We start from the raw sequence: 12,839 nt of genomic DNA on the forward strand, positions 1-12,839 counted from the left end.
AGAAATCAGGACGGCGACAGCGCAAGTCGGGACAGGCAGCTATTGCGAGCAAGGGCCTTGTCCAATCGGTTAAAAGGATGGGAAAATCCCGCGTAGACATCCAGCCGTTATGCGGCCCGATTACGGTCCGTTCCTGAGCAATATGCATAAAATGCACAGTGCCTTCAGTTGTTGCAAAAGGCGCAACAACTCACGCCACCCAAGCCAGAGCATCGGTCGCCGGTCTCTGGCTTTTTAAGGCTCATTGCGGATTGTCCATCGGATGCGGCTTACCGATCCGACAGCCACCCCCAACTGCTTGGCGATTTCTGAGTCCGGCAGCTTTGAAAATACCAATTCGGCGACCTTCGGCGCACGCCACCAACCGGCGGTGCGCTTGGTCTCCGCAACACGACCAACCATGGGCAGCGGCAGCACCGCACCTGAGGCTAGGGAGACATCAATTCTATCTAGGCGCACGTCCACGCGCTCTACGAGCTTTCGCACAAGACCTGTGATCTCGGCGCTTATCCTTGCTTCGGCCACAGTGTCTGTCTCGTGTGACCGCCGCTGGCGGGCAGCTTCGCGATAATCCGAAAATCCGGTCAGTTTCTCAACGAGCGCCACCACGGACGACTCAAGCTCGGGCGCGCGAAATCTGCCGGAGGGGCACGTTCCCGGTCCGTATCGCGCATCGAGTGCGGTGACGGTACAAGACCACGCGATCATTTTTCTTTCGCCGGTGGGGTAGGTTCGGGGGTATCGGAGTTCGCTGGGGCGTCGTTAGGCCGTTTGAATGCATCGGCAAGTCTGGATACGTCGAAAGTCTTTTGCTCGATCGAATCTTTCGGCAATGGGCGCTTCTCAGTTTCATTCGCCATTAGGGCCTCCCAAGTTGAAAAGAATCATAGGTAATCAATCATGGCGCGCGGTGGCAAGAGAATAGGTGCAGGGCGCAAGCCAGGAGCCGCTACAAAGCGAACGCGTGCAATTGCGGACCAGGCTAGCGCGGAAGGAATGACGCCGCTGGAGGTCATGCTGAAGGCAATGCGGGAGCATGCCGATAAGAAGGATTGGGACGCCGCGGCTTCGGTCGCCAAGGATGCGGCTCCATACATGCATGCCAAGCTGGCGTCTGTTCAGCATTCCGGGCCCAAGGGCGGACCGATCCAGACAATCGACCTTTCCAACGTGAGTGCTGATGACCTTGAACGCCTCGAAAGTCTCTTCGGTCCGCTTGCCGGTGGATCCGGCGGCGATGATGAGGGCGATACGAGCGGAAAAGGCACGCCGGCAGGCTAGCGCAGAACGGGAAAGGATTGCCAAAGATGCAGAGCGTATTCGCGCCAGATGCCAATCGCTATCCGGATTTGTCCGCGAAGCATGGCACGTCCTAGAGCCGACACAGCCATATATCCACGGCTGGCACATTGATGCGATCTGCGCCCATCTGGAGGCGATCACCAAGGGTACATTCCTTGCGATGGGGCTGTCTAACCGGCTCTTAATCAACGTGCCGCCGGGTACTATGAAATCTCTGCTGGTGTCTGTCTTGTGGCCAGCGTGGGAGTGGGGGCCGATGAGCCTACCCGGTATGAGGTTCCTATCGGCTTCGTATTCAGAGACGTACGTGAAGCGCGACAGCCGGCGCATGCGCGATCTGGTCAACTCGGAGTGGTATCAAAGCCTTTGGCCTGAAGTGAAGCTAACCCGGCTGGGTGAGGCATCGTTCGCCAATGACAAGACGGGGTTCCGTGAAGGGGTGCCGTTCCAGTCAATGACGGGCGGACGCGGAGACAGGGTTATCATTGATGATCCTCACTCGACGGAAACGGCGGAAAGCCCGGCAGAGCGACAGAGGACAACACGCATCTTTCGGGAATCGGTGCCGTCTCGTGTGAATGACCCGGAGAAGTCTGCAATCGTCGTGATCATGCAGCGGTTGCACGAAGATGACGTGTCCGGGCAGATCATAAAGCTTGGGCTTGGCTATCAGCATCTCATGCTGCCGATGAAGTACGAGACTGAGCGCCATTGCAAGACGGCCCTCGGCTTTACCGACCCCCGCTCTGCAGACGGAGAATTGCTTTTTCCTGAGCGTTTCCCTCCGGCGGTTCTTGAACGCGATCAGAAAGCGCTCACACCTTACGCCGTCGCCGGCCAATACCAACAGCGGCCGGTTCCTCGTGAAGGCGGACTGTTCAAGCGGGATTGGTTCAACGGAAAGATAATCCGTCAGGCAGCAACGGGAACGGTTTGGGTCAGGCATTGGGATTTGGCCGCCACCAAGAAGGCCACGGCAGCGCGCACGGCAGGCGTGAAGATCGGCCGGCAGCCGGATGGATCGTTCGTCGTCGGCCACGTCGTCAAGACACAGGACGAAGGCAACAAGGTCCGAACGCTGATCAAGGGCACCGCGGAAGTGGACGGCAAGGATATTGAAATCAGCCTTCCACAAGATCCGGGGCAGGCCGGTAAGGTCCAGGCTCAAGACATGATTGCCATGCTTGCGGGCTGGAAGGTGAGGGCCGAGCCGGAAACGGGTGACAAAGTCACTCGTGCCGAACCGTTCTCGAGCCAATGTGAGGCCGGGAATGTCTATCTCATCGCCGGTGATTGGAACGAGGATTATCTCGATGAGCTTTGCCTGTTCCCTGGCGGCTCGTTCAAGGATCAGGTCGATGCATCATCGGGCGCATTTGGTCGGCTGTTGAAAGCCGGCCGGACGAGCACCGCCCTATTCGGAACCTATGGAACCCGCAAATGACCGATAAGCAACCCGATGCGACGAGCAGCGATTATGATGCCATGGCTCCGTACTGGACCAAGGTGTCAACGATCCTGGCTGGCGCCGATGCGATGCGTAAGGCCACGCAATATCTGCCGAAGTTCATCCATGAGAGCGATCCTGATTATGATTTCAGGCGCCTTAACAGCAAGTTCACGAACATCTTCCGAGATATCGTTGAGAACCTGGCCGCCAAGCCTTTTTCGAAAGAGGTGGCGCTGGGAGCCAAAGCGACGGATCGGATAAAGAAGCTTGCCGAGAACATCACCGGCAGCGGGGATCATCTCCACATCTTTTCGGCCAACTGCTTCTTTCACGGGATAGCGAATGCCATTGATTGGATATTGGTCGATTACACCAAGAATGTTCCGGTCAACGCGACAATCGCTCAGGAGCAAGCGTTGGGGGTCCGCCCGTATTGGGTGAGGGTGCCGGCGCAGAACGTTCGGGCAGCCTATTCCGAAACAATCGGCGGCGTCGAAACCTTCGTACACATCCGCATCAAGGAAGATACGACAGAGCGCGACGGTTATGGCGAAAAGACCATCCAACGCGTTCGGATCCTTAACCGGGAACTGACGCGCGACGAAAAGGGCGAAGTGATCTCCGCGGCTGATGCAACGTGGCAAGTCATGGAGAAGCGGAAGGGCGCGAACGGCAAGGATGAATGGGTATCGGTCGGCGAAGGCCCGATCACCATCAAAGAAATCCCGATGGTCCCGTTCGTTACTGGACGCAGGATTGGCAATTCATGGCGGATCGTTCCGCCGCTTCAGGGTGCCGCCGATCTCCAGATCGAGCACTACCAGCAGGAATCAGGGCTGAAGTACGCCAAGGAGTTGACGTGCTTCCCCATGCTGGCCGGCAATGGCGTGACGCCGGATACCGGAGACGATGGGGCGCCCAGACCGGTTCCCGTCGGCCCAAAGTCGGTTCTCTATGCCCCAGCAAATGGTGAAGGTCAGCACGGTGAATGGAAATTCATCGAGCCATCGGCGCAATCGCTGAAGTTCCTCGCCGAAGACGTGAAGGAGACAGGGCAGCAGCTTCGCGAGCTTGGCCGCCAGCCCCTAACGGCTCAGACTGGCAATCTCACAGTGGTCACGACTGCATTCGCGGCTCAGAAGGGCAATTCAGCAATCCAGGCATGGGCGCTGAACCTCAAAGATGCGCTTGAGAACGCGCTGCGCCTTACCGCCCTTTGGCTGAAAGAGGAAATCGAAGCCGAAGTCACGGTTCATACCGATTTCGATGTCGAGACGGACAATGTTGAAGGCATGAAAGTCGTCCTCGACATGAAGAAAGAGGGCTTGATCTCCCGAAGCGCGGCCGTCGCGGAAGCCAAGCGCCGCAATATCCTCTCGCCCGAATATGACGACGAAGAGGACATGGACAAGATCCTTGAAGAGGTGCCGGGCGCGGACGGCGATGAAGATATCACCGCATCCGCCACGCCTCCGATCGATGATCCCGACGATCCGGCCCTGACGCAAGCTGCCTAAACTCATCCAATAGAAGGGAATATCTCATGCGCTTCATCAGCGTCGTGTACGCCTTGCTGTGCCTTCCGCTACTGGCGGTCGCTCTTTTCATCTCTCCGGTGATTGTACCTTCTCTCTTTTTGCTGGCGGCTGCCGTGCCTGGATTTGCAGCGTTCAAACGCACCAGCGGGAAGCGCTCTTGGAACATTGCCTCATATCATTCACCGCACAGCCTCACATGGCGATGGCTGATCGGCTTATCGCTCGGTAGCGTGGGTTCTCGACCGCGCCTCTACATGACGCCCAGCCACCATTATCCCGGCATGAAGAACCCTTTCGTGGCATTCGCCTTCAACGTTGGCTTCGCCGGGGCAAGCGCATCTACCAACAATTACGGATGGCAGTTTGGCGCTTGGATGCTCGGGGTTCACCTCAATTTCAGTCAGCAGAGGCCCATGTGGTATCGCGACATGATCCAGCGAGCGTGGAACGAGAAAGACGATGCTGCCCGCGAGGCCAGCCGCCTACGTCAAGGTGTGGATGCTTTAGCCCGCGCCGAATATCATGACGGTGTAAGCCCCGGTGCAGCTGCACGGCAAATGTGCCGCAGCCTTCCACAATCTTCGATGCTCAAGCGAATGCTCGAGGACATGCTCGCAGAAGCAAACCGAACTCATCATGACCGATATCGCATCCTCCAAGCTTTTGACGATGCCGCGCCTGATGCCGCGATGGAAGCCCGCATGGCCAGCTTTAGATACATGAACCGGATTGAAGACGAGGCGATACACGCGCCAGAACCGGGGCAACGCATACCTCTGCACTGAATTTCACTGGCCCGCATTAGCGGGCTTTTTTCATGCCCTGACGCGGATGCTGAGGGGTGGACGGGCTGGATAGCCCATAACGTAGGCCGGATGGCCGGGAAGAAGACGATGAAGCTCAAGATCATCACGATTGAAGGAAAGTCCTACGCCGAAGTGCAGGACGATAAACCTGTTTATGTTCACGAAGACGGTAAAGAGGTGGCATTCGACGCCGCAACGACCGTCGCCACGATCTCCCGGCTGAATGGTGAGGCCAAGACCCACCGGGAAGCCAAAGAAGCCGCAGAAACCAAACTCAGGGCATTCGAAGGCATTGAAGACGGCGAGGCCGCCCGTAAGGCGCTCGAAACCGTCAAGAACCTGAAAGACGGTGATCTCGTGACCGCCGGCAAGGTTGAGGAAATCAAGGCCGCAGCCAAGAAAGCCGCAGAAGAGCAGGTCGCCCAGGCGGCCAAGGCCAGCGGCGAACAGATCCAGACGCTTCAGGGCGAGCGGGACAAGCTTCGTGATGACCTCTACGGCGAGAAGATCGGCGGCGCGTTCTCCCGGTCAAAGTTCATTTCCGACAAGGTGGCGATCCCGGCTGACCTGCTTCAGGCGCAATTCGGGCAGCGCTTCAAGGTCGAGGACGGCAAGACCGTCGCCTATGACGCGGCCGGCAACAAGATTTATTCCCGCACCAAACCCGGCGAGATTGCCGAGTTCGATGAAGCGCTTGAAACCATCATCGACGGCTACGCCCACCGTGATGCCATCCTGAAGGGGACGGGCAATGCAGGCGGGGGCGCGAAACCCGGCAACGGTCAGGGTGGCGGACCAAAGACAATCAGCCGCGGCGAGTTCGAAGGCCTCGATCCGTCGAGCCGCGCTGCGAAGATGAAAGAGGGTTTCACCGTAACCGAGTGAACCCGAACTATTTGCCGCGACCCGGATAGGTGGCGGTGTGCCGGGCTGGATAGCCCAACCAACCCCAAAACATCGCCACTTCATGCCACGAAAGGGCAATCACAATGGCAAATTCGATTACGGGTCTTTTCCCGACCCTCTACAATGCACTCGATGTCATTTCCCGCGAACTGGTCGGGTTCATCCCTGCCGTTTCCTCGGATATGACTTTCGCTCGCGCCGCCGTTGGCCAGACGGTCATGTCACCGGTCGCACCGGCATCCACCGCAACCGACGTTACCCCCGGTGTCACGCCGCCCGACGACGGCGACCAGACCATCGGCAACGTCCAGATGACCATCACCAAGGCCCGGCGCGTACCAGTCCGCTGGAATGGTGAGCAGAAACTCGCTCTCGACAACAACGGCGCCAGCTACAACATCATCCTGCGCGATCAGTTCGCTCAGGCCATGCGCACGCTGTGCAACGAGGTTGAAGCCGATCTGGCCGCTCTCAACGTCTATGCGTCCCGAGCCTATGGCACGCCCGGTACGCCGCCGTTCGCCACGAACCTTGCCGACACCGCTCAGGTTCGCAAGATCCTGTCGGACAACGGCGCTCCGATGAGTGACCTTCAGATGGTCATTGACACGTCTGCCGGCGCCAACATGCGGACGTTGACCCAACTCTCCAAGGCAAATGAAGCGGCTGATACGTCGCTTCTGCGCCGCGGCGTGCTGCTCGATGTGCACGGCTTCGCGATCCGTGAATCCGGTCAGGTCAAGACTTCGGTTCCCGGCACGGGTGCGACTGCCACCACGGATGCCACCGGTTACGCTGCGGGCGCGACCGTAATTACTCTCGCAGCTGCCGGCACCGGTACGATTGTCGAGGGCGATGTGGTCACGTTTGCGGGCGACACTAATCAGTACCTCGTTGCTTCCGGCGATACCGATGTCTCCGCCGGCGGCACGATCACGTTGGCTGCTCCCGGCCTTCGCCAGGCCATCCCTGCGGCCGCTACCGCGATCACCATCGCTGCCGGCTCTGCTCGCAGCCTTGGCTTTGCTCGTTCGGCAATCGCACTGGCGACCCGTGCCCCGGCTCTCCCCGAGCAGGGGGACATTGCCCGTGACCGCACACTGGTCACCGACCCGGAGTCAGGCCTCACCTTCGAAGTCGCGATGTATCCGCAGTACCGGCAGATGCAATACGAGGTGTCGCTGGCCTGGGGCGTCAAAGCCATCAAGCCGGAACATATGTGCGCTCTGCTGGGCTGATCAGACCAATGGCCGGGGCTTCGGCCCCGGTTCCTCCCTCTCAAATCATTGGAGCTCTCAATGCGCAATGAAACCATTCACGTGAAGCCATGGTCTAAGGATCAGGGTGAATACGTCATCATCAACAAGGCCGACTTCGACCCGAAGCGCCATGAGCTTTTCGAGGAAGCCGCACCGGTTAGTGTACCCGCATCGACTTCCGATTTCGTTGACGGTGAGGCTTTTTCCGACGATCAACTCCGAGACATCATCACCAAGGCCAGCGGAGCCGCGCCGCATCATCGCACAGGCCGTGACAAGCTCATTGAGCAGTTCAACGAACTCCAGGCGAAATCGGAGTAGCCGATATGACAACCTTATCCGCTGGTAATAGCCAGACACAGACGCTGCCGGCCTATGACACGCTGACCTTGATCACATCGAGCGAAGGCGTTGGATCGGTTGTTCGCCTCGGCGACACTCCCGGTCAAGAGGTGCAGGGGATCACGGCTGTTGCAGCGGGTTCGCCTGTCATCATCGGCCCATATGCCGCCTTGACGCGATACAATATCATTTGCCGCGCAGGTTCCATCTCATACGAGATTGCACGGGCTGATTTCGCGACTGAGGGTGAGATCGGACAAATTCCATGGGATGACATTCAGGATAAGCCTGACTTCGGCACCGCGGCTGAGGCTGACACCGACGACTTCGCCACAGCGGCGCAGGGCGCGCTTGCGGAAAGTTCCGTTCAGGTTGGCGGCCAAGCTCCGGCATCGGCCCTTGTGCTCGGAACGACCAATGAGCAGGGCGTCACGGTATTGGTGAATGGCAATGAAATGCTGGTCATCGACCCGATCGGGAATGTCGGTATTGGTGTATCTGATCCTGAAGCCCCTCTTGCGGTGGCTGGCGCGATTACGGTTGAAGCGGGAGCCGTTGCAACCAAGTTTGATCCGACATCGGGAGCCGATCTTTCTGTCGGCACCGTATCGAGCCATCCCGTCCATATCATTACGGGCGGCACTACCGGTCTGTCTGTGCAAGATGGTCTGTCCGTGTTCGCAACGCCATTCATGGGCGGCGGCTACATGGGCATCACGGGGGGCTCTGAATTCCCCACTATTCCGACGAATAGCGGCGTATGGGCAGTCTCTGGTGACGGCACAAGTCAGCTTATCCTCTCCGATGCCACGTTAACGGCCGGCAATCAGCGCGCCGTATTCCAGTGGAGTGCGTCAGCAGCTTCGCTTGGGTTCCTGAATGAAACGGATGGAACGGTAGTTTCTGCCATTACCTTCAATGGTGGCGCGGCGTCCGGCATCGCTAGTCTGACCCTCAATAGCGCTGATGGTCAAATATCGGCTGCCGCTGGCTATACGCCGGATGCCGACCAATCGATTGCCACGAAGAAATATGCCGATGATCTAGACACGGCAAATGTCAAGCTTACTGGCGATCAGACAATTGCCGGCGTCAAAACGTTCTCAAGCGTGCCTGTGCTCCCATCGGCGGATGCATCTACGGACGATGAGGCGGTTCGAAAGGCGTTGCTTGACGCTCGGTTAAGCGCCGCACAGCGAACGGCGATCGATGCCCTTGTTTCTCCCGTTACTGATTACGCAGATTTGGCGGCAGCAACAGCAGCCATCAAGAGCGTTATCGACGCCCTGAAGGCCACATGAGCAACGTTGTATCATTTCCCGCAAAGGACACCGACCGGGTGGTTTGGCGCTGCAATTGCGGTTGCTTGACGCATTTCGTGCGCGCTGATTACGAACTTGAATGTGCTCAATGCGGCAATCTCTCAACTTCAATTTCGGGCGAGTGGCGCAAGAACGTGCCTGACGTGCCGGCAGTCGTGGCGGATGTCGAGGCCCGCGACATCAAGGTAACTGATCTCAATTCATCAGAGGCAGCCATCAGGCGCGTTCTGTTGAAGGCCGATCCGGATACGCTCGCCGTGCTCGTCACGCTCCACAAGGACGGAACCATGTCGGTTTGGGGCATCGATCTAGACACGCCGGAAGAACAAGCATGGTTCGATGCCCAAATGGCCGCCGCCAAGGCGATGCTGACGCCGAAAGGATGACGAATGCCATTCATCGTTGAAACCGGTTCAGGATCTACCGACGCGAACGCCTTCTGGGGTGTTGCGGAGATCGATGCTTATCATCTGGAGCGTGGCAATACGGAATGGACCGGCGATGTTGCGGACAAGGAAGCCGCGATTATCCGTGCAACGTCGGTCCTGTCGAACTCCTACCAGTGGCAAGGATACAAGCGGAACGGTCGTCCCCAGGCATTGGCATGGCCTCGCGTCGATGTTGTCGATTGCGAAGGATGGGGCGTGGCCTTTGATGAGGTGCCGAAGGAAATCAGGTACGCGACCGCCGAAATTGCACTGCGCGAGTTGATCACGCCGGGAATTATGACGCCGGATTTCGTCGCCTCCGAACAGGTAAAGCGTGAGAAGGTCGGGCCGCTCGAGGTGGAGTATCTCAATTCCAACACGTCAGAAGATGCCGCGCGGCCGGTCCTGCTTATCGTTCGCGATCTGATCGGGTGCCTCCTGGGCAACAGCGGCGGGAATTCACTGGTTGGGCAGGCGTACCGGGTATGAGCAAGTTCAACTATCCAAAATCACAGGCCACCGCAGATCGTCTGCTCAAGAAGTTCGGTCAGAATGGGCAGATCGTCCGGGATGTTCAGGCCGGCGGCGATCCGTGGAACCCGACCGATCCGACAACGGAGACATATCCCTGCACGCTGGCGGTGCTTGTTTATGACGACAAGGATATTGACGGAACGCTGATCAAGGCCACCGATAAGAAAATCTATATGTCCTCGAAAGGCTTGGCGATCGAGCCGACGACAACCGACAAGATCGTGATCGGTGGCGCGTCCCATACCATCGTGAAAGTGAAGCCGCTTAATCCGGCGGGGTTGGTCGTTTTCTACGAGGCCCAGGTTCGCCGCTGAAAAGGTTCTGTTCATGCTCCGTTAACAATCAAAGGCGCACCACTCGGCGGATCGTTAAAAGGAGTTGACTATGAAGAGGTTCGTTTCTCTATTTGTTGCAGGAATTATGTCGGTCTTCATGGGGCTGACTTCGCTTGGCGCGGCATCAGCGGCGCCGGCCTCGGTTCAGGTCACTGCTGCTTCGAACGTTGTCCAGGTTCAGCATAGCGAAAAGCGCCGCTATGGACATCGGAGCGTGAGAAAGAAGCATTGGGGGCGCCATGATCGTCGCGATCATCGCTATGAGACCCGTCGTGATCGTCGCGGGTACTGGAATGGCCACCGTGGCTACCGCAACCAGCGCCGCGGCTATCGTCGCCACCGCGATGGATATTGGTACCCACGGGCGGTATTTCGCCGTTACAACTGATCCTCAGCTCTGAGGTATGCGAAGGCGGTCCATGTGGGCCGCCTTTTTCGTATGGAGAGATGAATGCGCACGCACCCTTTCAATCCTGAGAAGGTTAGCTAATGGCGAGCAATCGGAGCATCTTCGATCAGCTGCTCGACAAATACGACCGAGTTCTTGCGGAAGCGTTCTTTCAGGGCGTGGACGCGATCAAATCCGCTATTACCCTTCGCATTGTGGTGGAGCGATTGGAGCGCGGGGATGTAGCCGGCGCAGTCGAAGCAATGCATCTTGAGCCCGAGGCATTCTCGGCTTTGGAACTGGCTTTCACTGAAGCCTATAACAACGGCGGCATCAGCCTGGTTGAAAACCTGCCGCAGTTGAAAGACCCCGAGGGAAACCGGGTGGTTTTCCGCTTCGGCGTTCGCAACTTTGCCGGTGAAGCATTCTTACGGGATCACTCCGCGCAGTTGGTGACGCGGATTATCGAAGATCAACGCATTGCAATCCGCGCCGCTCTGGAAACCGGTCTATCGGAAGGTCGCAACCCTCGCTCCACGGCTCTTGATGTTATCGGGCGCATAAATAGAACTTCAGGCAGGCGTGAAGGTGGCATAATCGGCCTGACGAGCCCACAGGAGCGTTTCGTCGCCTCGGCGCGTGCGGAGTTGCTTTCTGGTGATAGCGCGCTCCTACGCAACTACCTGACACGCCAACGCAGGGATAAGCGGTTTGACCGGTCAATTCTCAAGGCGATTGCCGAAGAGGCTCCGTTGCCCGCAGATATGGTGAACCGGATCGCCGGTCGCTATTCCGATCGATTGCTTGAACTCCGCGGCGAGATGCTGGCGCGAACGGAGACCATGGCCGCACTCGGAACGGCAAGAGAGAACGCCATGCGCCAGCAGATAGATGCCGGGAAAGTTGCCGAACAAGACGTGCAAAAGATATGGCGATCGGCCGGCGATAGTCGCGTGCGACATACCCACCGTGTGCTCAATGGCAAATCTGTCGGATTTGATGAGACATTCCTGAGCGTTTCAGGCGCTCGATTGAGATATCCAGGCGATCCGAAAGCGCCAACGAGCGAAATCGTCGGCTGCCGTTGCCATATCGAATATCGCGTCGATTATTTCGCTTCCGTTGTCCGAAACTATAGGGCGGCGTGATGGCAAAGCTTTCATTCAGCGCTCAGGTTGCAGCCTTTGCCGAGAAGATACCAGGTGCAGTGGAGTCCGTGTTTAAGGAATCGGTGCAAGAGGTCGTTGCCGAAATGCAAACACCGAAGGATGCGGGCGGCAGAATGCGCGTCCATACGGGCTTCATGAGAGCATCTTTAATGGCTTCAACGGCTGCAATGCCATCGATCAATCCATCGGCACGTCCACCGGCTGGAACTGAGCCGAAATCCATCCCCTACGTTGAGGATTCAATAGAGGCGGTGATAACTGGCGCCGACATCAACGACACGCTTTATTTCGGATATACCGCCGCCTATGCCGGCTACCGGGAATACGGCACAAATGGACAGCCGGCGGATGCATTCGTTCGGCTTGCCGCGCAGAACTGGTCAGAAATAGTGGATAGGAAGGCCAAGGAGCTTAAGGGCCGTCTGGGTCTTTAATAGCGACATTCTTATCGCTGTCGTCATCCATAGCCTTAAGCAAGCCCATTTGCAGAAGCGTCAGCGCGCGCCGCGCAGCCTTCAAACTCGTATCGCCACGAACGGTTTCACCTTCTTCCTTGCCGATGGCGAGAAGGGCGGAATGTAACCGGTCGTAGGCTTGCTCATCATTCAATTTATCGGCCATTGCCGGAAGGATTACCACGATGGCCGAGACGGTAGAAGCCTCAATTGCCGATATGCTGTTCGCTCATCTGGCCGGATTGGTTCTGAACCCGGTTCTGCCGGTTACATATCCTGGCGTTTCGTTCACGCCTCCAGACGGTGCGTATATCAAGGCTGATTTCATTCCGAACCGAACCGGCAACATCGGATTGGCCGACGATGACGACGCCCTTCACAGGGGCATTCTACAGGTATTGGCGATCTATCCGGTCAATGTCGGCGTGGTCAGGCCAACAGATACAGCGGGTTTGGTTGCTGCACACTTCGCCAAGGGAACCGCCCTCTATGGTTCAGGCGTCAAGGTGAAGATTTACCAGAAACCCTCTGTAGGTGCCCCGATGACCGAACCTGACCGGATCAATGTCCCGGTCACGATCTTGTATCAATCCTTCAACTAGCAG

The 12,839-nt window shown here is 57.7% G+C and carries 18 protein-coding genes; 15 read left to right on the top strand and 3 right to left on the bottom strand.

The features are described from left to right. Positions 1-234: 234 nt before the first annotated feature. Complete coding sequence (locus tag C5748_RS18325; RefSeq protein WP_146119566.1) at positions 235-609, bottom strand: hypothetical protein; 375 nt, start codon at positions 607-609, stop codon at positions 235-237. A 95-nt stretch (positions 610-704) separates the two neighbouring features. Continuing rightward, positions 705-860: a hypothetical protein gene (locus C5748_RS28270; RefSeq protein ID WP_158259891.1), complete on the bottom strand. Its 156-nt coding sequence runs from the start codon at positions 858-860 to the stop codon at positions 705-707. A 136-nt stretch (positions 861-996) separates the two neighbouring features. On the opposite strand from C5748_RS28270, the gene C5748_RS18330 reads away from it, so the two are divergent. The 14 genes from C5748_RS18330 to C5748_RS18390 all read left to right on the top strand — a co-directional run bounded on the left by C5748_RS18330 (position 997) and on the right by C5748_RS18390 (position 12,213). Further along, positions 997-1,281 carry a hypothetical protein gene (locus C5748_RS18330; protein WP_245581858.1) on the top strand — a complete coding sequence of 95 codons (285 nt, stop codon included), beginning with the start codon at positions 997-999 and terminating at the stop codon, positions 1,279-1,281. 349 nt (positions 1,282-1,630) lie between these two features. Then, positions 1,631-2,746: a phage terminase large subunit gene (gene terL / locus C5748_RS18335; RefSeq protein WP_342588372.1), complete on the top strand. Its 1,116-nt coding sequence runs from the start codon at positions 1,631-1,633 to the stop codon at positions 2,744-2,746. After that, positions 2,743-4,269 carry a DUF4055 domain-containing protein gene (locus tag C5748_RS18340; RefSeq protein ID WP_199194832.1) on the top strand — a complete coding sequence of 509 codons (1,527 nt, stop codon included), beginning with the start codon at positions 2,743-2,745 and terminating at the stop codon, positions 4,267-4,269. Before terL ends, C5748_RS18340 begins: the two co-directional genes overlap by 4 nt. A 26-nt stretch (positions 4,270-4,295) precedes the next feature. Then, positions 4,296-5,075, top strand: a complete 780-nt coding sequence (locus C5748_RS18345; protein ID WP_105743380.1) for a hypothetical protein — start codon at positions 4,296-4,298, stop codon at positions 5,073-5,075. Positions 5,076-5,183: 108 nt separating this feature from the next. After that, positions 5,184-5,981, top strand: coding sequence for a DUF6651 domain-containing protein (locus tag C5748_RS18350; RefSeq protein WP_105743427.1), 798 nt, complete (start codon positions 5,184-5,186; stop codon positions 5,979-5,981). Positions 5,982-6,085: 104 nt separating this feature from the next. Then, positions 6,086-7,240, top strand: a complete 1,155-nt coding sequence (locus C5748_RS18355) for a major capsid protein (protein WP_105743381.1) — start codon at positions 6,086-6,088, stop codon at positions 7,238-7,240. 60 nt (positions 7,241-7,300) lie between these two features. Further along, positions 7,301-7,582 (top strand): hypothetical protein, encoded by a 282-nt coding sequence (locus tag C5748_RS18360; RefSeq protein ID WP_105743382.1) that lies wholly within the window; start codon positions 7,301-7,303, stop codon positions 7,580-7,582. Positions 7,583-7,587: 5 nt separating this feature from the next. Then, the gene (locus C5748_RS18365; RefSeq protein WP_105743383.1) at positions 7,588-8,904 is read left to right on the top strand and encodes a hypothetical protein; all 1,317 of its coding nucleotides are present in this window, start codon (positions 7,588-7,590) and stop codon (positions 8,902-8,904) included. Continuing rightward, the gene (locus C5748_RS18370; RefSeq protein WP_105743384.1) at positions 8,901-9,311 is read left to right on the top strand and encodes a hypothetical protein; all 411 of its coding nucleotides are present in this window, start codon (positions 8,901-8,903) and stop codon (positions 9,309-9,311) included. Before C5748_RS18365 ends, C5748_RS18370 begins: the two co-directional genes overlap by 4 nt. A gap of 3 nt (positions 9,312-9,314) precedes the next feature. Then, on the top strand, positions 9,315-9,842 hold the full coding sequence (locus tag C5748_RS18375) for a DnaT-like ssDNA-binding protein (RefSeq protein WP_105743385.1): 528 nt from the start codon (positions 9,315-9,317) through the stop codon (positions 9,840-9,842). Beyond that, positions 9,839-10,201, top strand: coding sequence for a hypothetical protein (locus C5748_RS18380; RefSeq protein WP_105743386.1), 363 nt, complete (start codon positions 9,839-9,841; stop codon positions 10,199-10,201). The genes C5748_RS18375 and C5748_RS18380 overlap by 4 nt, the downstream gene beginning before the upstream one ends. Positions 10,202-10,461: 260 nt before the next feature. After that, the gene (locus C5748_RS28275) at positions 10,462-10,623 is read left to right on the top strand and encodes a hypothetical protein (protein WP_158259892.1); all 162 of its coding nucleotides are present in this window, start codon (positions 10,462-10,464) and stop codon (positions 10,621-10,623) included. 88 nt (positions 10,624-10,711) lie between these two features. Next, on the top strand, positions 10,712-11,758 hold the full coding sequence (locus tag C5748_RS18385; RefSeq protein WP_105743387.1) for a phage minor head protein: 1,047 nt from the start codon (positions 10,712-10,714) through the stop codon (positions 11,756-11,758). After that, the gene (locus C5748_RS18390) at positions 11,758-12,213 is read left to right on the top strand and encodes a hypothetical protein (RefSeq protein WP_105743388.1); all 456 of its coding nucleotides are present in this window, start codon (positions 11,758-11,760) and stop codon (positions 12,211-12,213) included. Before C5748_RS18385 ends, C5748_RS18390 begins: the two co-directional genes overlap by 1 nt. Here the strand turns inward: C5748_RS18390 and C5748_RS18395 are convergent. Next, positions 12,191-12,400 carry a hypothetical protein gene (locus tag C5748_RS18395; RefSeq protein WP_146119567.1) on the bottom strand — a complete coding sequence of 70 codons (210 nt, stop codon included), beginning with the start codon at positions 12,398-12,400 and terminating at the stop codon, positions 12,191-12,193. The two genes, C5748_RS18390 and C5748_RS18395, sit on opposite strands and share 23 nt — an antisense overlap. 19 nt (positions 12,401-12,419) lie before the next feature. Between C5748_RS18395 and C5748_RS18400 the strand changes: the two genes are divergently transcribed. Continuing rightward, positions 12,420-12,836, top strand: coding sequence for a phage tail terminator-like protein (locus tag C5748_RS18400; RefSeq protein ID WP_105743390.1), 417 nt, complete (start codon positions 12,420-12,422; stop codon positions 12,834-12,836). The last annotated feature ends 3 nt before the right edge of the window (positions 12,837-12,839 follow it).

The sequence above is a fragment of the Phyllobacterium phragmitis genome, assembly GCF_002980495.1.
GTDB lineage: Bacteria > Pseudomonadota > Alphaproteobacteria > Rhizobiales > Rhizobiaceae > Paramesorhizobium > Paramesorhizobium phragmitis.

Excerpts from the sequence above, each read along its gene's own strand:
- terL (WP_342588372.1), top strand. The coding sequence starts at position 1,631 with ATGCGCGATCTGGTCAACTCGGAGTGGTATCAAAGCCTTTGGCCTGAA.
- C5748_RS18370 (WP_105743384.1), top strand. The coding sequence starts at position 8,901 with ATGAGCAACGTTGTATCATTTCCCGCAAAGGACACCGACCGGGTGGTT.
- C5748_RS18360 (WP_105743382.1), top strand. The coding sequence starts at position 7,301 with ATGCGCAATGAAACCATTCACGTGAAGCCATGGTCTAAGGATCAGGGT.
- C5748_RS18380 (WP_105743386.1), top strand. The coding sequence starts at position 9,839 with ATGAGCAAGTTCAACTATCCAAAATCACAGGCCACCGCAGATCGTCTG.
- C5748_RS18375 (WP_105743385.1), top strand. The coding sequence starts at position 9,315 with ATGCCATTCATCGTTGAAACCGGTTCAGGATCTACCGACGCGAACGCC.
- C5748_RS18340 (WP_199194832.1), top strand. The coding sequence starts at position 2,743 with ATGACCGATAAGCAACCCGATGCGACGAGCAGCGATTATGATGCCATG.
- C5748_RS18330 (WP_245581858.1), top strand. The coding sequence starts at position 997 with ATGACGCCGCTGGAGGTCATGCTGAAGGCAATGCGGGAGCATGCCGAT.
- C5748_RS18395 (WP_146119567.1), bottom strand. The coding sequence starts at position 12,400 with ATGGCCGATAAATTGAATGATGAGCAAGCCTACGACCGGTTACATTCC.
- C5748_RS18390 (WP_105743388.1), top strand. The coding sequence starts at position 11,758 with ATGGCAAAGCTTTCATTCAGCGCTCAGGTTGCAGCCTTTGCCGAGAAG.
- C5748_RS18365 (WP_105743383.1), top strand. The coding sequence starts at position 7,588 with ATGACAACCTTATCCGCTGGTAATAGCCAGACACAGACGCTGCCGGCC.
- C5748_RS18385 (WP_105743387.1), top strand. The coding sequence starts at position 10,712 with ATGGCGAGCAATCGGAGCATCTTCGATCAGCTGCTCGACAAATACGAC.
- C5748_RS18400 (WP_105743390.1), top strand. The coding sequence starts at position 12,420 with ATGGCCGAGACGGTAGAAGCCTCAATTGCCGATATGCTGTTCGCTCAT.
- C5748_RS18345 (WP_105743380.1), top strand. The coding sequence starts at position 4,296 with ATGCGCTTCATCAGCGTCGTGTACGCCTTGCTGTGCCTTCCGCTACTG.
- C5748_RS28275 (WP_158259892.1), top strand. The coding sequence starts at position 10,462 with ATGATCGTCGCGATCATCGCTATGAGACCCGTCGTGATCGTCGCGGGT.
- C5748_RS18355 (WP_105743381.1), top strand. The coding sequence starts at position 6,086 with ATGGCAAATTCGATTACGGGTCTTTTCCCGACCCTCTACAATGCACTC.
- C5748_RS18350 (WP_105743427.1), top strand. The coding sequence starts at position 5,184 with ATGAAGCTCAAGATCATCACGATTGAAGGAAAGTCCTACGCCGAAGTG.
- C5748_RS28270 (WP_158259891.1), bottom strand. The coding sequence starts at position 860 with ATGGCGAATGAAACTGAGAAGCGCCCATTGCCGAAAGATTCGATCGAG.